The following is a 19,515-nucleotide window of genomic DNA, read 5'->3' as shown; positions in this document are numbered from 1 at the left end:
CACTAGACGGTTCCGGGCCCCGGTGCGGCGCCCGCCTGCCGGGGCCCCGCCGTGTCGTACTCCCCTTGCGCAGCCACCGCCGTTGCGTCGAGAGGGATCTCCACGACCGTCTGCTCCGGAGCGCAGACGGTCGGCGGAACCGCGCCCGAGGGGGTGCCCGTGGTGACGGCCACCACGACGGCCGAGGTGCGACGGCGTGCCGCGCCGGGCAGGAGCGGACGGCCGCCGGTGTGCAGGGCGACCGCGGTCAGCGGGAGGGTGATGGCGAGCAGGCCGACGGCGAGGATCGCGCCCATCGCCGGAAAGCCCGCCCGCGCGGACAGCAGGCTGCCGGCCAGGGGGCCCGCCGCCGTGCCGAGCGAGGAGGCCGAGCCCACGAGGACCGCCCAGCGGCCGCGCTGGTCGAGGGAGGCGGCGAGGCCGATCAGATACGACAGGACGATCGGGTAGAGCGTGTTCCAGGCGATCTCGCCGGTCGCGAAGGTGCCGAGGCCGGTGGCGGAGGCGCTGAGCGCGATACAGCCGGCGATCAGCGCGGTGCCCGCGCCGATGGGGAGGGCACGGCCCAGACGCGGGCCGAGCGCCCCCGCGCCGATCACGCCGAGCAGGCCGACGCCGAGGGCGATGGCGAAGACGGCGCCGACGGTCACCTCCGTGAGGTGCGCCTGGGTGAGGCCGATGCGCCCGCTGACGCCCCACAACGCGTTCTGCGCGAGCGACCAGCACAGAATGCCGGCGGCGAGGACGATGCCGGTGCGAGTGTGGGGCAGGCGGCCGGTCTGTCCGGTCCCGCGCAGAGCCGTGGCGGCACGCGCCGGTGCGGACAGGCGCCCGGTCGCGGGCCACACCAGCAGTGCGGTGAGCGCGATCGCGGCGAGCGGGAGTCCGTGGCCCGGGCCGAGATGGGGAACCGTGAGATAGATCACTCCGGCGAGCGCGGAGACACCGAGCAGGCCGAGCGTGGAGGTGCGGTGCGGGTCGCGCTCGGCGGCGATGCCGGTCGCGGCGACGGTGGTGGCCGTACCGGAGCCGAACCCGCCGGCCGCCGCTCCCGCGACGACCACGGGGATGCTGTGGCTGAGCGCGGCCGTGCCGTATCCGGCGGCGGTGAGCAGCAGCCCGGCACGGGCGAGCCGGCGGGGGCCGATCCGGTGGACGTGTGCGGCGAGCAGGAAGCCCGCACAGGCCGAACTCAGCAGCAGAGCACTGCCGATGGATCCGGCCTCGGTGGGGGAGAGCGGAAGGCCCGAGTCGAGCCTGCCGACGGTGGTGGGCAGGAGGTACGCGGCGAGATACCCGGCCGTGAAAAGGGCGACGAGGGGCCAGGGCGGGGCGGGGCGGGAGAACACGGGCGTTCCAGGGCGTGCGGAAGGAGCGGCGGAAAAGCGGGGGGTTGGGGCGCCGTCCGTCGAACGACAGGAACGCGCGGGCAATTTGTATCAAGCACGCGGTTCAAGAAGAAGTGCGGGATGCGTGATGTGCATCACATATAGGTTTGATGCTGGTGGGGTCGGGCAGAAGTGTTGTCTTTCGGTTGCCAGGCGGTCCGGATCGCTCCGGTTTCAGCGCCGATGCGCCGCCCCGTGCGATCCCCTCGATCCTGGCCCGGATCTCCCTCATCACCACCACGATCGTCCATGCACTCCAACACGCACCTCGGCATCTCCCTCGCCGCGATGACCCATGTGGCCGCGACGGTGCCCGACCTCCACCACGCCTGCGACACCCACTACCCCTGGCAGTCCGAGGACGTCATCACCGAGCGCCTCGCCTTCCGGGACGGTGCGTTCGCCGTGTCCGACGCTCCGGGGCTCGGCGTCACCCTGGACCGCGACCGGCTGGCCGCACTGCACGAGCGGTGGCTCGCCGACGACGGCACCCTGCGCGACCGCGACGACGATGCGGCGATGCGCGTCGCGCATCCCGAGTGGCACGCCGGTGGTGCCCCGCTGGTGACCCCCACGGCGGCGCGCAGGCACCGCCGCCCACCGGGTCGTTTGGTGCACACTGGCTGGATCCGCACCATGTCAGGGAGCCCACCGTGACCGCGACCGCCGGAGAGGGACCGCACCACCACCCCCACATCGGGGACGGGCCGCACCACCATCCCCACGTCGATCCTCTCGCCGCCCTGCGGGCGCCCGGGGATCCGCCCTGCGACGTCTACCTCACGGGGACGGTCTTCCTCGACATCATCTTCACCGGGCTCGAGTCCGCCCCGATGCGGGGGACCGAGTCCTGGGCCCGCGGGATGGGGTCGAGCCCCGGTGGCGTGGCCAACATGGCGGCGGCGCTGGCCCGTCTCGGCCTGAAGACCTCCCTGGCCGCCGCGTTCGGCGACGACCACTATGGCGAGTACTGCTGGGACGAGCTGGAGCAGGGCGAGGGCATCGACCTCTCGATCTCTCGGAGGGTGTCCGGATGGCACTCCCCGGTCACCGTCTCCATGGCCTACGAGGGCGAGCGGACGATGGTCTCCCACGGCCATGAGCCGCCGCCCGAGGAACCGGCCCCCGCCTGCCCGCCCCGGGCCCGGGCCGCCGTCGCCGCACTGACCCCGGGCCGACGCGCCCCCTGGATCGCCGAGGCGGCCAGACAGGGCACCCGTGTCTTCGCCGATGTGGGCTGGGACGACACCGGCGCGTGGGACCTGACCGGCCTCGCCGACCTCGAACACTGCGAGGCGTTCCTGCCGAACGCGCAGGAGGCCATGCGGTACACGCGCACCGACTGCCCCCGCGCTGCCGCCCACGCGCTGACCGAACGCGTGCCGCTGGCCGTCGTCACCCTCGGCGCGGACGGGGCGTACGCCGTGGACGGCCGCACCGGGGAGACCGCCGCTGTGCCAGCGATCGCGGTCGAGGCGCTGGATCCCACGGGGGCGGGCGATGTCTTCGTGGCGGGCTTCGTGACCGGCACGCTGGCCGCATGGCCGCTGGCCGACCGCCTCGCCTTCGCCGGTCTGACGGCGGCGCTCTCGGTGCAGGAGTTCGGCGGCTCGCTCTCGGCGCCCGGCTGGGCCGAGATCGCGGCGTGGTGGCGCAGAGTCCAGTCGTACGAGGACCAGGACCCCGCGGCGCTCAGCCGGTACGCGTTCCTGGAACGGCTGGTGCCGGAGGGGCGTGTCGAGCCGTGGCCGCGGCGGCGGGCCGTGCCGACGATCGGATTCCGCCGGCCGACGTGAGCGCGGGCCGTCCCGCGCGACGTACGGGGGAGCCGCTCAGAAGCCCAGACGGCGCAGCTGCTTCGGGTCCCGCTGCCAGTCCTTGGCCACCTTGACATGGAGGTCGAGGAACACCGGGGTCCCGAGCAGCGCCTCGATGTGCTTGCGGGACTTGATGCCGACCTCCTTCAGTCGCTTGCCCTTCGGCCCGATGATGATCCCCTTCTGGCTGGGCCGCTCGATGTAGACGTTCGCGTGGATGTCGAGGAGCGGCTTGTCCGCCGGGCGGTCCTCGCGCGGGAGCATCTCCTCCACCACCACCGCGATCGAGTGCGGCAGCTCGTCGCGCACGCCCTCCAGCGCCGCCTCGCGGATCAGCTCCGCCACCATGATCTGCTCCGGCTCGTCCGTCAGATCGCCCTCGGGGTAGAGTGCGGGCCCCTCGGGCAGCAGCGGGATCAGCAGGTCCGCCAGCAGGTCCACCTGCTTGTTCGCGGTTGCCGACACCGGCACGATCTCCGCCCAGGTGATCCCCAGCTCCTCGCCCAGCCGGTCGATCGCGATCAGCTGTTCCGCCAGGGCCTTGGAGTCCACGAGATCGGTCTTGGTGACGATCGCGACCTTCGGGGTCTTCTTGATCCCCGCCAGCTCCTTGGCGATGAAGCGGTCACCGGGGCCGATCTTCTGGTCGGCCGGCAGACAGAAGCCGATCACATCCACCTCGGCCCATGTCGTGCGGACGACGTCGTTGAGCCGCTCGCCCAGCAGCGTCCGCGGTTTGTGCAGACCTGGGGTGTCCACCAGGATCAGCTGCGCGTCGGGGCGGTGCACGATGCCCCGTACCGTGTGCCGTGTCGTCTGCGGCCGGTTCGAGGTGATCGCCACCTTCTGCCCGACCAGAGCGTTCGTGAGAGTGGACTTGCCCGCGTTGGGACGGCCCACGAAACAGGCGAATCCCGCCCGGTGGACGGCCTCGGTCGGCTCGGAAGACTGGGTGCGAACGCTCATGGCGCCCATTCTCCCTGATCCACGGAGCCCCTCCGCACGCTCCGGCCGCACCCGGGAGCCGGTGCCTTCCCGGAAACGCCGGCGGGCCACGCAACGTCACGAAAGGATGCCCGTACGCGACCGAGAGCGCCTTGGTACACCGGCCGGGGCCCCTTACGGCGCACGCCGGGAACGCCTACGATCACGGCGTCCTGGGCCACGGCGTCCCGGTCGCCCACTTCGCTCCCGCCCCCACGCAGAAGGTCACCTCCCCGGCATGAAGCTCATCACCGCCATCGTCAAGCCGTTCCGCCTCGACACGGTCAAGACGGCCCTCCAGGAACTCGGCGTGCACGGACTGACGGTGACCGAGGCGAGCGGCTACGGCCGCCAGCGCGGTCACACCGAGGTGTACCGCGGCGCCGAGTACCGGGTCGACCTCGTGCCCAAGGTCCGGATCGAGGTCGTGGTCGAGGACGTGGACGCCGACGCTGTCATCGACACGATCGTGAAGGCCGCCCAGACGGGGAAGATCGGGGACGGGAAGGTGTGGGCGGTACCGGTCGACACGGTGGTGCGGGTACGGACGGGTGAGCGGGGCCCCGACGCCCTCTGACCGCCGGCCCGCTCGTCACGGTCCCGCGGTCACCCGGTCGTGCGGGCGGGTGACCGGTGTCTGATGGCTCGTCAGGTGCCGTTGTGCTGAAGGGAACCGGTGCCGCACCGCGTCCAGGCGCGACCGGCCCACGGCTCTGCGGGCCGGTGGGGTCCCTCGGTCCGGGATGCGGCAGGCCACGCGGCGGATCGTCCGACGGTCCGCCGGAACCAGGAATTCTCCTGAGGCACGGGAGCCTTGGGATGACAAGGGACGCCGGGCGGTCCCTTCGAGGGTCGGGAACATCGGCCGAAGTCCAGCGGGGCGCATCGAGGCCCGGGTCGGCGCTCCCCGGGGACTCAGCCCGCCGGGACGGTCTGCCGCACCACCCCGTCGGGCGAAGCCACCAGCACCGGAGTCTCGGGTCCGCCGAGGTCCCGCACCGCCGCCCGGTCCTCCACGGACGCGGACTCCGACACGGTCACGACCGCCGCGGCCTCCAAGGACCTCGCCCCGGACGCCACCGCCATGGCCACCGCCGTCTGCAGTGCGCTCAGCGTCAGCGACTCCAGGGCGACGGTCCCGGCGGCATACGTGCGCCCGGTCTCGTCCCGCACGGCGGCCCCCTCGGGCACGCCGTTGCGGGCCCGTACGGAACGGGCCAGGGTGACGATCTTGCGGTCCTCGGGGTCGAGCGCATTGCTTTCCGTCATGCCCTGAGCATACGAAGAACCGTCCCGGCCGACCGGCCACGGGGTACAACGCCCGGGGCCGGCCCGCGTCAGGGACGGTCGAGGCGAAGGCGGTCGGCTCGCGGAAGTCCGGCGACGACGAGGTCGTACGAGTCCTCGATGAGCTCCCGGACGAGGCGGTCCGGGAGCTCGCCGTCCACGGTGACGGTGTTCCAGTGGCGCTTGTTCATGTGCCAGCCCGCGACGATCAGGCCCTCGTGCTCGGTACGCAGCCGCACCGCGTCCTCGGGGTCGCACTTGAGGTTGACTGTGAGGGGACGCGCGTCCAGGTTCGTCAGGGCGAAGAGCCTGCCCAGGACCTTGAAGACCGAGGTCTGGGGGTTGAAGGGGAAGTCCTCGACCGACGCGTCGAACGACAGGCAGAACGCGCGCAACTCCTGTGGGGTCATTCCGGCTTCGGCTCCTCCTGCGGGGGCTCGGCCGGGCCCACCGGTTCCACCAGCACCGTCACGATCTTGTTCCGGCGGCCGGCCGCGGCCTCGGCGGTCAGACGCAGCTCGCGTCCGTCGGGGAGTTCCACCACCGACGAGGCACCGGCGATGGGCACCCGGCCCAGCGCCTTCGCGAGCAGTCCGCCGACCGTCTCCACGTCCTCGTCGTCGTAGGCCTCGAGGCCGTAGAGTTCGCCGAGGTCCCCGATGTCGAGGCGGGCGGTGACCCGGTAGCGGTCCTCGCCCAGGTCCTCGACGGGCGGCAGCTCGCGGTCGTACTCGTCGGTGATCTCGCCGACGATCTCCTCGAGGATGTCCTCGATGGTCACGATCCCGGCGGTGCCGCCGTACTCGTCGATGACGACGGCGACGTGGTTGCGGTCCTTCTGCATCTCGCGCAGCAGGTCGCCGGCGTTCTTGGTGTCGGGCACGAAGGTGGCGGGCCGCATGGCGGTGGACACCAGCTCGGACTCGGCGTCGCGGCTGATGTGCGTCTTGCGGGCCAGGTCCTTCAGATACACCATCCCGACGATGTCGTCCTCGCTCTCGCCGGTGACCGGGATGCGCGAGAAGCCGGACCTGAGGGCCAGGGTCAGTGCCTGGCGAATGGTCTTGTAGCGCTCGATGACCACCAGGTCCGTCCGCGGGACCATCACCTCCCGAACGAGGGTGTCGCCCAGCTCGAAGATCGAGTGCACCATGCGGCGCTCCTCGGCCTCGATGAGGGACTCCTTCTCCGCGAGATCGACCAGCGCGCGCAGTTCCGCCTCGGAGGCGAAGGGGCCGCGGCGAAAGCCCTTGCCGGGGGTGAGGGCGTTGCCGATGAGGATGAGGAGGGAGGGGATCGGGCCCATGATCCGGGCCAGTGGCACGAGGACGTACGCCGCCACCGTCGCCGTGTTCAGCGGGTGCTGGCGGCCGATGGTGCGCGGGGAGACCCCGACGGCGACGTACGACACGAGGACCATCACCGCGATCGCGACCAGGAGTGCCTCGGCGGTGTTGTCGAACTCCCTGAGGCAGGCGAACGTCACGAGCGCGGCGGCGGCCATCTCGCAGGCGACGCGGACGAGCAGCGCCACGTTCAGATAACGCGTCGGGTCCGCGGCGATCTCGGCGAGCTTGGCGCTGCCGCGCCGGCCGCTGCGTACGGCCTCCTCGGCGCGGAAGCTGGACACCCGCGCGAGGCCTGCCTCCGCGCACGCGGCGAGCCAGGCGACGACGATCAGAGCGATCGCGCCGATGACGATTTGGGGACTCATGACACGGTCGGGGCCGGGGACGGGCCGGACACTCCCTTCTCCGCGCGCCAGCCGTCCACGATGGCCGCCTGGAGGCCGAACATCTCGGCCTTCTCGTCGGGCTCCTCGTGGTCGTAGCCGAGCAGGTGCAGCACCCCATGGACCGTCAGGAGCTGGAGCTCCTCGTCCATGGAGTGCTGCGTCGGTGCCTCGGCGCCCTGCTTGGCGGCAACCTCAGGGCACAGCACGATGTCGCCGAGCAGCCCCTGCGGCGGCTCGTCGTCGTCCTTGGACGGCGGCCGCAGCTCGTCCATGGGGAAGGACATGACATCCGTCGGCCCGGGCAGGTCCATCCACTGGACGTGCAGCTGTTCCATGGCGGCGGCGTCCACGACGATCACCGAGAGCTCGGAGAGGGGGTGGATGCGCATCCGCGCGAGCGCGTAGCGGGCGATGTCGAGGATCGCCTGCTCGTCGACCTCGGTGCCGGACTCGTTGTTGACGTCGATCGACATGGTGCTGCTGGTCTACTTCCCCTTGTGCGCGTGCCCGGCCTTGCCGCGGCCGGGCTTGTGAGTGCCGTTCTCGGTGCCGTTCTGGCTGTCGTACTTCTCGTAGGCGTCGACGATACGGCCGACGAGCTTGTGCCGTACGACATCGTGGGACGACAGCCGGGAGAAGTGGACGTCCTCGACGCCTTCCAGGATCTCCTGGACCTGCCGCAGGCCGCTCTTGGTGCCGTTCGGCAGGTCGACCTGCGTCACGTCACCCGTGATCACGATCTTCGAGTCGAAGCCGAGGCGGGTGAGGAACATCTTCATCTGTTCGGGGCTCGTGTTCTGGGCCTCGTCGAGGATGATGAAGGCGTCGTTCAGGGTCCGGCCACGCATGTAGGCCAGCGGTGCGACCTCGATCGTGCCGGCGGCCATGAGCCGTGGGATCGAGTCGGGGTCGATCATGTCGTGCAGCGCGTCGTAGAGCGGGCGCAGATACGGGTCGATCTTCTCGTACAGCGTGCCGGGCAGGAAGCCGAGGCGCTCGCCCGCCTCCACCGCAGGGCGGGTCAGAATGATGCGGTTGACCTGCTTGGACTGCAGGGCCTGCACCGCCTTCGCCATGGCGAGATAGGTCTTGCCGGTACCCGCGGGACCGATGCCGAAGACGATCGTGTGCTTGTCGATCGCGTCCACGTACCGCTTCTGGTTGAGGGTCTTGGGGCGGATCGTGCGGCCGCGGGAGGACAGGATGTTCTGCGTCAGTACCTCAGCCGGGGTCTCCGGTCCGTCGCCCTCACCGTCGTCGCTCGCCCGGAGCATGGCGATCGAGCGTTCCACTGCGTCCTCCGTCATCGGCTGCCCGGTGCGGAGCACCAGCATCATCTCTGCGAACAGGCGCTGGATCAGGGCGACATCCGCCGGGTCGCCGACCGCGCTGATCTCATTGCCCCGGACATGGATGTCGACCCCCGGGAAGGCCGTCTCGATCACGCGCAGCAGGGAGTCGCCGGAACCCAGCACCATCACCATGGGGTGCTTGGCGGGGACCGTGATCTGCGTTCTCGCCTGCCCCTGCGCAGGGGTACGAGCTGTGGGTGTCTGAGTCATGGGCCGGCCTGTAGGCCTGCGGTTCCTCCTCGTCACGGCCGCACAGCTGTGGGCGGCCTCGCGGTTCCAAGGGTACGACGCGGTACTGACAAGGCCGTAGGGCTTTTCGAGGCCGGAGTTTCCCATGTGCGATCAGGGCTCGTGCCTCGCCGTGCCGCCGGGGTCCGCCCGTTGTACCCGCGATGTGCACGGCCTCGGCCCCTGGGCGCTCCGGCATCAGTCCACGCCCCGGATCCGCCCCACGAGCAGCGCTCCGGCCAGCCCGATCACCGCCGCCACCAGGTACAGCACACGGTAGCCGCCCAGGTACGTCACGATCGGCGCGGCCAGGGCCGGGGCGGCGACCTGGGGGAGGGCGTTGGCCACGTTGATGACCCCCAGGTCCTTCCCGCGGTCCAGGGCCTTCGGCAGAACATGGGTCATCAGCGCGAAGTCGACCGATGTGAAGACCCCGAAGCCCACGCCCAGGACGGCCGCCGCGACGACGGTCCCGGTCCAGCTCTGCCAGCCGGACAGGGCGGCCGTGGCGATCGCCATCAGCACCCCAGACCAGATCACGAACGGCTTGCGGCGGCCCACCCGGTCCGACCAGACGCCGCCGACGACGACCGTGGCGAGGAGGGTCGCGCCGTTGACCGCGGTGAGGACGAGGACGCCCCGGTCGGGGTCGTGGTAGCCGATGCGGTCCCGCAGGTAGTACAGCAGATACAGCAGCACCAGCGCGTTGCTGAGATTGATCAGGAAGCGGGTCAGCCACGCCCAGCCCAGGTCGGGGTGGCGGCTGGGGCTCAGCCAGAACCCGGCCAGAAAGCCCCGCCAGGACCACGGCGGCCGGGCCGACGCCGGCAGCCGCAGATCCTGATGACGCAGGACGTACGGCAGCACGCCCACCACCATGAACACCGCGCACGCCGCATAGCCGGCGCCGATGCCCCCTGCCGCCGTCGCCAGGCCGGTCCCGCCGACCACGCCCAGGATCTGCGCCGCGCCCAGCCAGCCACCCACCGAGCCCCGCTGGAGCCGCGGCACCCGGTCGGGCACCGCCGCCGTCACCGCCGCGAAGGCCGCGTTCAGCGTCAGCTGGACCAGGCACCAGCCGAGCACCATGGTCCGCACCCCGTCCGCCCCGGCCAGCAGCAGGAGCGACAGCGCCCCGCCCGCCACCCCGGCCACGATCCACGGCGTACGACGGCCCCAGCGGGCGGTGGTGCGATCCGACAGCGCGCCGAAGAACGGGTTCGCGACCAGCGACACCATCGCGCCGGCGCCCGTCACCCAGGCCAGCATCGTCTCCTTGGACATGCCGGAGCCCGGAGCGAAATCCTCGGCCTGGGAGGCGAGCAGGATCTGCAGCGGGCCGTACCAGCCGACCCAGATCGCCCCGTTGGCCAGCGCCAGGGCCGAGGTCCAGCCCCGGCCGACCCGCTCGGCGGGCTCGGCGAGGGCGTCCACGGGCCGCTCGGCCGTCGTCATCTCTGCGCCCGCAGCAGGTCGCGCAGCCACGCATAGGACGCCTTGGGGGTCCGATCCAGCGTCTCGTAGTCCGTGTGCACCAGCCCGAAGCGGCGCGCGCATCCCTCGGCCCACTCGAAGTTGTCCAGCAGCGACCACACGAAGTAGCCGCGTACGTCGACCCCCGCCTCGATCGCCCGGTGCAGCGCCCGTATGTGGCCGTCCAGGTAGGCGATGCGCTCCTGGTCGTCGACGCCCTCGTACGAGCAGCCGTTCTCGGTGATGACGAGGGGCGGGAGCCGGTCCCCGTACCGCTCGCGGAATCCGGTCAGCAACTCGGTGAGCGCCTCCGGGACCACCGGCCACCCGAAATCCGTGACCGGGCGGCCCTCGATCTCCCGGACCGAGAAGGGAAGTCCGGCGGGGAGCGAGAGGCCGCCGAACTCGATCTCCGCGCCCAGCGGCGCGCCCACCTTCGTCGGCGCGTAGTAGTTGATCCCGTACCAGTCGATCGGCTCCGCGATCACTTTGAGATCGGCTTCGGCGTCGCCCGGCATCAGCTCGCCGATGCCCTCGGGGTAACGGCCCAGCAGGAGGGGGTCGGAGAACAGCCGGTTGAGCAGGACGTCGTAGAACTCCGCGGCCTCCATGTCCTCCGGCTTCTCGGATGCCGGCCAGGTCGGGCCGTGGGAGTTGGCGATCCCGATGTCGCCCGCTCCGGCCGCGCGCAGGGCCCGTACGGCCAGGCCGTGGGCGAGCAGTTGGTGGTGGGCCACCGGCAGCGCGTCGAACATCAGCCGCCTGCCCGGTGCGTGGACCCCGAGCGCATGGCCCAGCAATGTGTGCTCGGCGGGCTCGTTGAGCGTGATCCACTTGGTGACACGGTCGCCCAGGCGCTCGGCGACGGCCGAGACGTACTCGGCGAAGCGGGACGCCGTGTCCCGTTCCAGCCAGTCCAGCGTCACCGGCAGGTCCCAGTGGAACAGGGTCACCACCGGCCGTACGCCCGCCGCGCACAGCGCGTCGACCAGGTGGTCGTAGTGGTCGAGGCCGTCGGCGGAGTTCACCCGCGGCCAGGAGACCGAGAAGCGGTACGCGTCCACGCCGAGACCGGCCAGGAGCGCCACGTCCTCGGGGTAGCGGTGGTAGGAGTCGCAGGCCACCGCCGCGGTCGAGCCGTCCTTCACCCGCCCCGGCTCGGCGGTGAACACGTCCCACACGGAGGGCTCGCGCTCGTCCGCCGCCCCCTCGATCTGGTGGGCCGAGGTCGACACGCCCCACAGGAATCCGGCCGGGAACTGAGGTATCGGGTTCGTCACCATGCGCCGGATCATCCTTACCGTCGGTAACGGAAGTCAACGGCCGGGAACGAACTGACCGTTGTATCCGAAGGGACGGTCGGGCGCGTCGCGCGGCGGACGGGCCGCTGCCTCGGGCCGGGAGGGTCAGGCGCCTTCCTTCAGCACCCGTGAGACCAGCGTCCGCTGTTCCTCGGTCAGCCAGGGGTCCGCGCAGTATACGGTCCTGCCGTCCACCGTGATCTCGTAGCTGAAGCCGTCCGGTACCCCGGCCGGCGGCGTGCCCCGGCCTGCGGCGAGCGCCCGCTCGGCCAGGGCGTGCCACTCCTGGACATCGGCCCGTCCCGAGGTCTCCACCTCGGCCCGGCGCTCGATGCCCGCGAACCCGCCCGTGCGTCGCACCCGAATACGCATGGGACCTGTCTAGTACGCCACGGGCCTGAGGGCTACGAGGCGGGCACCCCGACCTGTTCCCAGGCCTTGAGGACGGCCTCCTGCTCCTCGCCGCCCTCGGCGTAGCGGGTCTTGGCCGCCGCCACCGTCAGCTGGGCGAAGTCGGCGAAGGTCGCCTCCGCCTCCAGCTGCCCGCCGGCCAGCACGTCGTACCAGATCTGCCCGGCCCGTTCCCAGGCATGGCCGCCGAGCGCGGTGGCGACCAGGTAGAAGGCGTGGTTGGGGATACCGGAGTTGATGTGCACCCCGCCGTTGTCACGGCCGGTCTTCACATAGCCGTCCATCGTCGACGGCTGAGGGTCCTTGCCGAGGACGTCGTCGTCGTACGCACTGCCCGGTTCCTTCATCGAGCGCAGCGCCTTGCCGGTGACGCGCGGGGCGAGCAACCCCGCGCCGATCAGCCAGTCGGCGTCGGCGGCGGTCTGGCCTAGCGTGTACTGCTTGATCAGCGAGCCGAAGACGTCCGAGACCGACTCGTTGAGCGCGCCCGGCTGTCCGAAGTAGGCCAGGTTCGCCGTGTACTGGGTGACGCCGTGCGTGAGTTCGTGGCCGATGACGTCGACCGGGATGGTGAAGTCGAGGAAGATCTCGTCGTCCCCGTCTCCGAACACCATCTGCTCGCCGTTCCAGAAGGCGTTGTCGTAGTCCTCGCCGAAATGAACCGTCGCGTCGAGCGGCAGCCCCTTGCCGTCGATGGAGTCGCGGCCGTACGCCGTCCGGTACAGCTCGAAGGTGGCTCCGAGTCCCGCGTAGGCCCGGTTGACCGAGGCGTCCTCGCCGGGCTCGTCGCCCTCGCCGCGGACCTTCCTGCCGGGCAGGTTCTCCTGGTGGCCGGCGTCGTAGACGGTGCGGTACGGCTTGCCGGCGGTGTGCTCGGGCGGGGCCGCCACGGGGGCGCCGATGACGGTGGTGAGGCGGCGCCGGGTGCGCTCCAGGGCGTCGCGCTCCAGGGTGCGGCGCGCGGGAGTGGCGAGTCCGGAGTCCTCGTGCTGTGCGAGCTTGTCGAGAACATGAGGCGGCACGATCGTGCAGAAGACGGGCTCGAAGCCCCCGTTGGTGGTCATGCGAGGCACCATTGCACTGTGTGACGACGATGTCACCACCCGCAACCATGATTGGTGAAATGCCGCAGTGGGGCGTCGCGTGTCGCGTGAAGAGGTGCTATGGGATCTCGTAGGGCACTGGGGTGAGTGTGAAGTGACACACTTTATGTCCGAATTGTTCCAGCGATCCCGCATACTGATACGGACCTTCGCAGCGGGCACGGCTCGGCTAGCATGCGGAGCATCATGCGTTTCGGGCTGCTCCTCCTTAGCTGCCGCGGCGAGGGCCTGTAGTCGAGGCCGACCCCCTCCCCGCGGAGTTCGGCGTTGCGCCGTCGGCCGTCCTTCCGGACCCCACGAGGAGCCCTCGCATCATGGCGAACCGCCAGCAGCCCACGTCCATGCCGATCCACAAGTACCGTCCGTACGACCAGGTCGACATTCCCGACCGCACGTGGCCCGACAAGCGGATCACTCAGACCCCGCGCTGGCTCTCCACCGATCTGCGCGACGGCAACCAGGCCCTGATCGACCCGATGTCGCCGGCGCGCAAGCGCGCGATGTTCGACCTGCTGGTGAAGATGGGCTACAAGGAGATCGAGATCGGCTTCCCGGCCTCCGGGCAGACCGACTTCGACTTCGTACGCTCGATCGTCGAGGAAGAGGGCGCGATCCCGGACGACGTGACGATCTCCGTACTGACCCAGGCCCGCGAGGACCTGATCGAGCGGACCGTCGAGTCCCTGAAGGGCGCGAAGCGCGCGAACGTCCACCTGTACAACGCCACGGCCCCGGTCTTCCGCCGGGTCGTCTTCCGCGGCTCCAAGGACGACATCAAGCAGATCGCCGTGGACGGCACACGGCTGGTGATGGAGTACGCCGAGAAGCTGCTGGGCCCCGAGACGGAGTTCGGGTACCAGTACAGCCCCGAGATCTTCACCGACACCGAGCTGGACTTCGCCCTGGAGGTCTGCGAGGGGGTCATGGACGTCTGGCAGCCCGAGCCGGGCCGCGAGATCATCCTCAACCTGCCTGCCACCGTGGAGCGTTCGACCCCGTCCACGCACGCGGACCGCTTCGAGTGGATGCACCGCAACCTCTCCCGCCGCGAGTACGTCTGCCTGTCCGCCCACCCGCACAACGACCGCGGCACGGCGGTCGCGGCGGCCGAGCTGGCCCTGATGGCCGGTGCCGACCGCGTCGAGGGCTGCCTGTTCGGCCAGGGCGAGCGCACCGGCAATGTCGACCTGGTCACCCTGGGCATGAACCTCTTCTCCCAGGGCGTCGACCCGCAGATCGACTTCTCCCGCATCGACGAGATCCGCCGCACGTGGGAGTACTGCAACCAGATGGAGGTCCACCCCCGCCACCCGTACATCGGGGACCTCGTCTACACCTCCTTCTCCGGCTCCCACCAGGACGCCATCAAGAAGGGCTTCGACGTCATGGAGGCCGACGCGGCCGCCCAGGGCAGGACGGTCGACGACATCGAGTGGGCGGTGCCGTACCTGCCCATCGATCCCAAGGACGTGGGCCGTTCCTACGAGGCGGTCATCCGCGTCAACTCCCAGTCCGGCAAGGGCGGCGTCGCCTATGTCCTGAAGAACGACCACAAGCTGGACCTGCCGCGTCGGATGCAGATCGAGTTCTCCAAGATCATCCAGGCGAAGACGGACGCCGAGGGCGGCGAGGTCACGCCGAAGGAGATCTGGTCGGTCTTCCAGGACGAGTATCTGCCGAACCCGGACAACCCGTGGGGCCGCATCCAGGTCAGGACCGGTCAGTCGACGACGGACACGGACAGCGTGGACACCCTCACGGTCGAGGCCACCGTCGACGGCGAGGACACGGTGCTGACGGGCTCCGGCAACGGCCCGATCTCCGCCTTCTTCGACGCCCTGCAGTCCATCGGGATCGACGTGCGCCTGCTGGACTACCAGGAGCACACGATGAGCGAGGGTGCCTCCGCGCAGGCCGCCTCGTACATCGAGTGCGCGATCGGCGGACAGGTCCTGTGGGGGATCGGCATCGACGCGAACACGACACGTGCGTCGCTGAAGGCGGTCGTCTCCGCGGTCAACCGCGCGGCCCGCTGACCCTCTGACCGGCACATTCGTGGCCCCGTCCGCCCCGCTGGGCGGACGGGGCCACGTCATGGACCAGCCATGTCGATCCAAGATCACGGACAGGTCTCGTACGAGGTACTGACTTCGCATCATTGATGTGGCTAACATCACGCCAACGCGGCGATGTTGCCGCGACGGCACCGCTCACGCCCTCGGGGCAGTGAGGGAATTACGGAGGTGCGACGTGCTGCCAGGACGGGGACGCAACGGCCGAGGAGTCCGCAGGAGCCGCGTCGCGCCCGTCCTCGGTATCCGCACCGTGTGGACCCCCGCCGGTGACGGCGAGTTCTTCTGCCCCGGCTGCGGAGGCGATCGCAATTACCAACGGCTCACCGGCCGCCGCTGCTTCTCCCTCGTCGGCGTCCCGGTCCTGCCGCGCGGTGAGACGGGCCCGGTGGTGGAGTGCGCGGCCTGCGGCCGGCACTACGGCACGGACGTCCTCGACCACCCGACCACGACCCGCTTCTCGGCGATGCTCCGCGACGCGGTGCACACGGTGGCCCTCGCGGTCCTCGCCGCGGGAGGCACCTGCTCCCGTACGTCCCTGGAGACGGCCGCCGCCGCCGTCCGCTCGGCCGGCTTCGACGACTGCACCGGGGACGCGCTCAGCGCCCTGGTCGACGCCCTGGCCGCCGACACCGGCCGCGTCAGCGGCGAACCGGGCGGTGCCAGCCTGGCCATAGAGCTCCACGAGGCTCTGGACCCCCTCGCCCCCCATCTCGCGTCCACGGGGCGCGAGTCGATCCTCCTCCAGGGTGCCCGCATCGCCCTGGCGGACGGGCCGTACACCCCTGCGGAGCGCGACGTCCTGACCACGGTGGGTGCCGCCCTGACGATCCGTTCGGACGATGTGACCCGCCTGCTGGCGGCGGCGCGCACCCCGTCCTAGTCACTCGCTCCGGTGAGGCAGCGGCGGTACACGGGTCAGGGGCGGTGACGGCGGGGAGCCTGTGACCGACAACGGTCACCGTCCCGCGAGGGACGCAAGCCCCTGGGGAGAGGCATGACCCTTCCGATCCGCGCCCTCGTCGTCGCAGCCGCACTGATCACCCCGCTCACCACGACCGCACTCGGCTCCGCGACCTCCGGCTGCATCTCCTCGGTGCCGTACACCGCCGGGAAGGGCGGATATGGCACCTACCGGATCCCGGCGGTCGTGACGACGCGGAAGGGGACCGTGCTTGCCTTCGCCGAAGGCCGGCGGAAAGGGGCGGGGGACAGCGGCGCCATCGACGTCGTGCTCAGACGCTCCTCCGACGGCGGTTGCACCTGGGGGCCGCCCGGCGTCGTCGCATCCGGTGAGGGGGACACCCGGGGCAATCCGGCGCCCGTGGTGGATCCGGGTACCGGCCGGATCGTCCTGCTCACCTCCTACAACGGCGGTGCGGTGACCGAGGCGCAGATCATGCGCGGCGAGGTGACGCCCGCGCGGAGCCGGCGCGTCTTCGTGCAGACGAGCAGTGACGACGGGCGGGACTTCACGGCTCCGCGGGAGATCACCGCGGAGGTGAAACGGCCGGGCTGGCGGTGGTACGCGACGGGGCCGGGCCATGCGATCGCCCTCACCCGGGGGCCGCACGCCGGCCGTCTCGTCGTACCCGCCGACCACTCCGCCGCGCCGCCCGAGGGCTCCTCCGACACGGGGCAGGAGGCCAGGCACTACGGCGCGCACGCGCTCTACAGCGACGACGGCGGGCGCAGCTGGCACATCGGCTTCAGCGACGGCCCCTACGACGGGCGCGACAACCCCAACGAGAGCAGCGCGGCCCAACTCCCCGACGGAAGGCTCTACTTCGGCGCACGCGACCAGGGCGGTACGAGCACCGGCAACCGCCTCGACACCTACTCGAGCGACAGCGGCGAGAGCCTCGACCGCCCGTACGCGGTGCAGCACACCCTGGACGACGTCCCACCCGTCCAGGCGAGCGTCCTCCAACTGAGCGGCACGGGAGCACCATTGCTCTTCTCGGGGCCCTCCGTCCCCACCGCGCGCCGGACGATGGCGATCTGGCGCAGCACCGACGGCGGAGCGACCTTCACCAAGGCGCTGACGCTGTCCCGGAAGCGCGCGGCCTACAGCGACCTCGCACAGCTGCGCGGCGGGAAGGTCGGGATCCTCTACGAGACAGGCGCGACGGGGACGTACGACACGATCGAGTTCCGCCGGATCCCCGTCGCCGACCTGGACTGACGGCTACAGCAGGCCCGCCGCCGCCAGGAACTTCCCCACGTGTTCTGTCTCCGCGTCCGACAGCGGCACCTGCGGCTCCGCCGTCACCGGGCAGGCGATCACCCCCCGCAGGTGCAGCGCCGCCTTGAACGCACCCAGGCTCGAGGAGCCGCCGCCCATCCGGGCCGGGTCCCCGACACCCACCATGCCGTACAGGGCGCACAGCCGTTCCTGCTCCGCCCGTGCCGCGTCCCAGTCGCCCGCACGGCACAGGCGATACAGCCGGACATAGCCCTCGGGGTCCACGTTGGCCAGTCCGGGCACCGCACCGTGCGCGCCGAGCGCCAGTGCCGAGTCCACCACCAGTTCCGAACCCGTCAGCACGCTGAAGCCCGCGAGCCCGGGACGTGTGCGTGCGCCCGACACGACCGCACGGAAGCCGGCCAGATCGCCGCTGGAGTCCTTCAGCCCCGCCAGGGCCCGGTCGGCGGCCAGTTCCAGGACCAGTTCGGGGGGCAGTCTGGTGTGGACGGCGACCGGGATGTCGTAGGCGATGACGGGGACGGGGGAGCGGTCGGCGATCAGCCGGTAGTGGCGGGCGATCTCCGCGGGGTGGGTGCGTGTGTAGAAGGGCGCGGTCACGACCACCGCGTCCGCGCCCGCCTCCGTCACATACGCCACGTGGTCCAGCACCCGCGGCGTCGTCATGTCGATCGCCCCGGCCAGCACCGGGAGCCGGCCCGCCACCTGGGACACCACCGTCTCCACCACGAGCCGGCGCTGACGGTCGGTCAAGTACGCGGCCTCCGAGGACGACCCGAGGACGAACAGGGCGTCCACCCCGCCGTTCACCAGATGGTCCACCAGCCGCATGAGCGAGGAGACGTCCACCTCGCGTTCCGGTGTCAGGGGGGTGCAGACGGGCGGGACGACACCGGTCAGCGGTGTGGGGAAGGACATCAGGGCTCCCGAGCGTGTTTCTGGTCCGGCAGTACCTCGGCCACGGCGGTGGCCGGGGAGGGCACCGCCGCCCGGCGCACGAGGTCGCGGGTGGGCACGCCCTCCTCCACAGGATGGTGACAGCGCAAGCGGTGTCCGGTGGCCGACGCGCCCGAGAAGTCCGGCATCACGGTGGCGCACACCGCGTCCGCCCTCCAGCAGCGGGTACGGAAACCGCTCGGCGGCCGGGTCGCCGACGGCACCGGACCGGTGACGGTCCGCCTGCCGCGAAACGGTCGCCGCGCGCCGGGGACGGTGGCCGACACTGGGACGATGAGCGAGCCCGTCCCGGAGCCGGAGGCCGGCGCCTGCCCGCAGCCCGACGCCTCGGCAGGCGGGACCGTGAGCCGGCCTGACAGGACCGGCGGTTGGGACCCTGGTGCCCCCGGTGTTCTGCGGCTGCCGTCCGGCCGGCTCGTCCGCGGCCGTGGCCTGCGCCGCCCGTTCCCGGACGGTCCGGACCCCACCTACGCCGTCCACCTGCTGGGTAGGCGGCCCCCGCAGGTGCCCTGGGAGGCCGAGTGGCTGCGATGGCCGGACTTCGGTCTGCCCGTCAGCCGTGGCGAGGCTCGGCGGCTGTTCGCAAAAGCGTGGACCCGCGCGGCGAACGGACGCGTCGAGATCGCCTGTGGCGGCGGCCGCGGCCGCACCGGCACGGCGCTGGCCTGCCTCGCCGTGCTGGACGGCGTACCGCCTTGGGAGGCGGTGGAGTTCGTCCGTGTCCACTACGACAGGCACGCGGTGGAGACCCCGTGGCAACGGCGGTACGTACGGCACTTCACCGTGTGAACGGCGGGCGCCCGGGCCCTCTCGGTTCCCGCGCCGTTGGCCTCACAGCCCGAGCGTCATGACGAGCCGGTCCTCGCCGGGTCCGAAGTAGTCGTGTCGCACGCCCTCGTCGGAGGAGAAGCCCAGCGACCGGTACAGCATGATCGCGGCCGCGTTGGCCGGTTCCACGGTCAGCCGGACCTCGCGGGCTCCCTCGGCCCGCAGCCGGCGCAGCACCTCCAGCATCAGCCGCCGGCCAAGCCCACGCCCCCGCTGATCACGTGTGACACCGAGGCTGACGATCCAACTCCGGTACCCGTCCCGCGTGGTGACGTACAGGACGTAGCCGTGCAGGCCCTCCCCGTCGTCGAGGACGAGCAGGCAGTCCCCGTGCAGGTCGCACAACTGGCGCAGCACGAAGTAGGGGTAGGGG

Annotated in this window: 19 protein-coding genes and 2 pseudogenes; 7 read left to right on the top strand and 14 right to left on the bottom strand. The window is 71.2% G+C overall.

All coding sequences use genetic code 11. The features are described from left to right. Positions 1–2 precede the first annotated feature (2 nt). The gene (locus tag VXC91_RS31705) at positions 3–1,349 is read right to left on the bottom strand and encodes an MFS transporter (RefSeq protein ID WP_329510788.1); all 1,347 of its coding nucleotides are present in this window, start codon (positions 1,347–1,349) and stop codon (positions 3–5) included. Positions 1,350–1,634: 285 nt separating this feature from the next. Between VXC91_RS31705 and VXC91_RS31700 the strand changes: the two are divergent. Next, positions 1,635–1,956: pseudogene (locus tag VXC91_RS31700) on the top strand (enolase C-terminal domain-like protein); the annotation flags it as partial. Between the two features lie 127 nt (positions 1,957–2,083). Beyond that, positions 2,084–3,184, top strand: coding sequence for a carbohydrate kinase family protein (locus tag VXC91_RS31695; RefSeq protein ID WP_329510791.1), 1,101 nt, complete (start codon positions 2,084–2,086; stop codon positions 3,182–3,184). A gap of 36 nt (positions 3,185–3,220) precedes the next feature. On the opposite strand, the gene era is transcribed toward VXC91_RS31695, so the two are convergent. Further along, positions 3,221–4,171, bottom strand: coding sequence for a GTPase Era (gene era / locus VXC91_RS31690; protein WP_329510787.1), 951 nt, complete (start codon positions 4,169–4,171; stop codon positions 3,221–3,223). A gap of 256 nt (positions 4,172–4,427) precedes the next feature. Here era and VXC91_RS31685 point away from each other — a divergent pair, with 256 nt between their 5' ends. Continuing rightward, complete coding sequence (locus VXC91_RS31685) at positions 4,428–4,766, top strand: P-II family nitrogen regulator (protein ID WP_329510786.1); 339 nt, start codon at positions 4,428–4,430, stop codon at positions 4,764–4,766. Between the two features lie 338 nt (positions 4,767–5,104). On the opposite strand, the gene VXC91_RS31680 is transcribed toward VXC91_RS31685, so the two are convergent. The 9 genes from VXC91_RS31680 to VXC91_RS31640 all read right to left on the bottom strand — a co-directional run bounded on the left by VXC91_RS31680 (position 5,105) and on the right by VXC91_RS31640 (position 13,040). Beyond that, the gene (locus VXC91_RS31680; protein ID WP_329510785.1) at positions 5,105–5,458 is read right to left on the bottom strand and encodes a cytidine deaminase; all 354 of its coding nucleotides are present in this window, start codon (positions 5,456–5,458) and stop codon (positions 5,105–5,107) included. A gap of 68 nt (positions 5,459–5,526) precedes the next feature. Then, positions 5,527–5,886, bottom strand: coding sequence for an MmcQ/YjbR family DNA-binding protein (locus VXC91_RS31675; RefSeq protein WP_329510784.1), 360 nt, complete (start codon positions 5,884–5,886; stop codon positions 5,527–5,529). Further along, on the bottom strand, positions 5,883–7,190 hold the full coding sequence (locus VXC91_RS31670) for a hemolysin family protein (protein ID WP_329510783.1): 1,308 nt from the start codon (positions 7,188–7,190) through the stop codon (positions 5,883–5,885). Before VXC91_RS31670 ends, VXC91_RS31675 begins: the two co-directional genes overlap by 4 nt. Beyond that, entirely contained in the window at positions 7,187–7,684 is a 498-nt protein-coding gene (gene ybeY, locus VXC91_RS31665; protein ID WP_329510782.1) for an rRNA maturation RNase YbeY, read from the bottom strand. Before ybeY ends, VXC91_RS31670 begins: the two co-directional genes overlap by 4 nt. Before the next feature lie 12 nt (positions 7,685–7,696). Continuing rightward, positions 7,697–8,773, bottom strand: a complete 1,077-nt coding sequence (locus tag VXC91_RS31660; protein ID WP_329510781.1) for a PhoH family protein — start codon at positions 8,771–8,773, stop codon at positions 7,697–7,699. A 216-nt stretch (positions 8,774–8,989) separates the two neighbouring features. Then, positions 8,990–10,246: an MFS transporter gene (locus VXC91_RS31655; protein WP_329510790.1), complete on the bottom strand. Its 1,257-nt coding sequence runs from the start codon at positions 10,244–10,246 to the stop codon at positions 8,990–8,992. Beyond that, on the bottom strand, positions 10,243–11,559 hold the full coding sequence (locus tag VXC91_RS31650) for a GH1 family beta-glucosidase (RefSeq protein WP_329510780.1): 1,317 nt from the start codon (positions 11,557–11,559) through the stop codon (positions 10,243–10,245). Before VXC91_RS31650 ends, VXC91_RS31655 begins: the two co-directional genes overlap by 4 nt. 111 nt (positions 11,560–11,670) lie before the next feature. Next, a complete protein-coding gene (locus VXC91_RS31645; protein WP_329510779.1) occupies positions 11,671–11,937 on the bottom strand; it encodes a protealysin inhibitor emfourin in 267 nt (88 codons plus the stop codon). A 32-nt stretch (positions 11,938–11,969) separates the two neighbouring features. After that, the gene (locus VXC91_RS31640) at positions 11,970–13,040 is read right to left on the bottom strand and encodes a M4 family metallopeptidase (RefSeq protein ID WP_329510778.1); all 1,071 of its coding nucleotides are present in this window, start codon (positions 13,038–13,040) and stop codon (positions 11,970–11,972) included. Between the two features lie 353 nt (positions 13,041–13,393). On the opposite strand from VXC91_RS31640, the gene leuA reads away from it, so the two are divergent. From leuA to VXC91_RS31625, 3 genes are all read left to right on the top strand, one after another. Further along, positions 13,394–15,115, top strand: coding sequence for a 2-isopropylmalate synthase (gene leuA, locus VXC91_RS31635; RefSeq protein ID WP_329510777.1), 1,722 nt, complete (start codon positions 13,394–13,396; stop codon positions 15,113–15,115). A 214-nt stretch (positions 15,116–15,329) separates the two neighbouring features. Then, positions 15,330–16,034, top strand: a complete 705-nt coding sequence (locus VXC91_RS31630; protein WP_329510776.1) for a tellurite resistance TerB family protein — start codon at positions 15,330–15,332, stop codon at positions 16,032–16,034. A 114-nt stretch (positions 16,035–16,148) separates the two neighbouring features. Then, the gene (locus VXC91_RS31625) at positions 16,149–17,336 is read left to right on the top strand and encodes a sialidase family protein (RefSeq protein ID WP_329510775.1); all 1,188 of its coding nucleotides are present in this window, start codon (positions 16,149–16,151) and stop codon (positions 17,334–17,336) included. Positions 17,337–17,339: 3 nt separating this feature from the next. Here the strand turns inward: VXC91_RS31625 and VXC91_RS31620 are convergent, their stop codons facing one another. Both VXC91_RS31620 and VXC91_RS31615 read right to left on the bottom strand, forming a co-directional pair. After that, a complete protein-coding gene (locus VXC91_RS31620; RefSeq protein ID WP_329510774.1) occupies positions 17,340–18,275 on the bottom strand; it encodes a dihydrodipicolinate synthase family protein in 936 nt (311 codons plus the stop codon). After that, positions 18,275–18,523: pseudogene (locus tag VXC91_RS31615) on the bottom strand (peptide ABC transporter ATP-binding protein); the annotation flags it as partial. The gene VXC91_RS31620 and the pseudogene VXC91_RS31615, both read right to left, overlap by 1 nt. A 133-nt stretch (positions 18,524–18,656) precedes the next feature. On the opposite strand from VXC91_RS31615, the gene VXC91_RS31610 reads away from it, so the two are divergent. Next, entirely contained in the window at positions 18,657–19,103 is a 447-nt protein-coding gene (locus tag VXC91_RS31610; protein ID WP_329510789.1) for a phosphatase domain-containing protein, read from the top strand. Positions 19,104–19,145: 42 nt separating this feature from the next. On the opposite strand, the gene VXC91_RS31605 is transcribed toward VXC91_RS31610, so the two are convergent. Beyond that, positions 19,146–19,515 (bottom strand): GNAT family N-acetyltransferase (locus VXC91_RS31605; RefSeq protein WP_329510773.1); only part of this gene is annotated, 370 nt, incomplete at its 5' end.

The organism is Streptomyces chiangmaiensis, from assembly GCF_036281785.1.
Taxonomy (GTDB): domain Bacteria; phylum Actinomycetota; class Actinomycetes; order Streptomycetales; family Streptomycetaceae; genus Streptomyces; species Streptomyces chiangmaiensis.
Note: the sequence above shows the minus strand (reverse complement) of the source record. Positions and strands in the feature narration are given on the sequence as shown.

Coding starts and splice junctions, on each gene's coding strand:
- VXC91_RS31640 (WP_329510778.1), bottom strand. CDS start 13,040: ATGACCACCAACGGGGGCTTCGAGCCCGTCTTCTGCACGATCGTGCCG.
- VXC91_RS31645 (WP_329510779.1), bottom strand. CDS start 11,937: ATGCGTATTCGGGTGCGACGCACGGGCGGGTTCGCGGGCATCGAGCGC.
- VXC91_RS31620 (WP_329510774.1), bottom strand. CDS start 18,275: ATGTCCTTCCCCACACCGCTGACCGGTGTCGTCCCGCCCGTCTGCACC.
- VXC91_RS31685 (WP_329510786.1), top strand. CDS start 4,428: ATGAAGCTCATCACCGCCATCGTCAAGCCGTTCCGCCTCGACACGGTC.
- era (WP_329510787.1), bottom strand. CDS start 4,171: ATGAGCGTTCGCACCCAGTCTTCCGAGCCGACCGAGGCCGTCCACCGG.
- VXC91_RS31650 (WP_329510780.1), bottom strand. CDS start 11,559: ATGATCCGGCGCATGGTGACGAACCCGATACCTCAGTTCCCGGCCGGA.
- VXC91_RS31680 (WP_329510785.1), bottom strand. CDS start 5,458: ATGACGGAAAGCAATGCGCTCGACCCCGAGGACCGCAAGATCGTCACC.
- VXC91_RS31670 (WP_329510783.1), bottom strand. CDS start 7,190: ATGAGTCCCCAAATCGTCATCGGCGCGATCGCTCTGATCGTCGTCGCC.
- leuA (WP_329510777.1), top strand. CDS start 13,394: ATGGCGAACCGCCAGCAGCCCACGTCCATGCCGATCCACAAGTACCGT.
- VXC91_RS31655 (WP_329510790.1), bottom strand. CDS start 10,246: ATGACGACGGCCGAGCGGCCCGTGGACGCCCTCGCCGAGCCCGCCGAG.
- ybeY (WP_329510782.1), bottom strand. CDS start 7,684: ATGTCGATCGACGTCAACAACGAGTCCGGCACCGAGGTCGACGAGCAG.
- VXC91_RS31625 (WP_329510775.1), top strand. CDS start 16,149: ATGACCCTTCCGATCCGCGCCCTCGTCGTCGCAGCCGCACTGATCACC.
- VXC91_RS31660 (WP_329510781.1), bottom strand. CDS start 8,773: ATGACTCAGACACCCACAGCTCGTACCCCTGCGCAGGGGCAGGCGAGA.
- VXC91_RS31675 (WP_329510784.1), bottom strand. CDS start 5,886: ATGACCCCACAGGAGTTGCGCGCGTTCTGCCTGTCGTTCGACGCGTCG.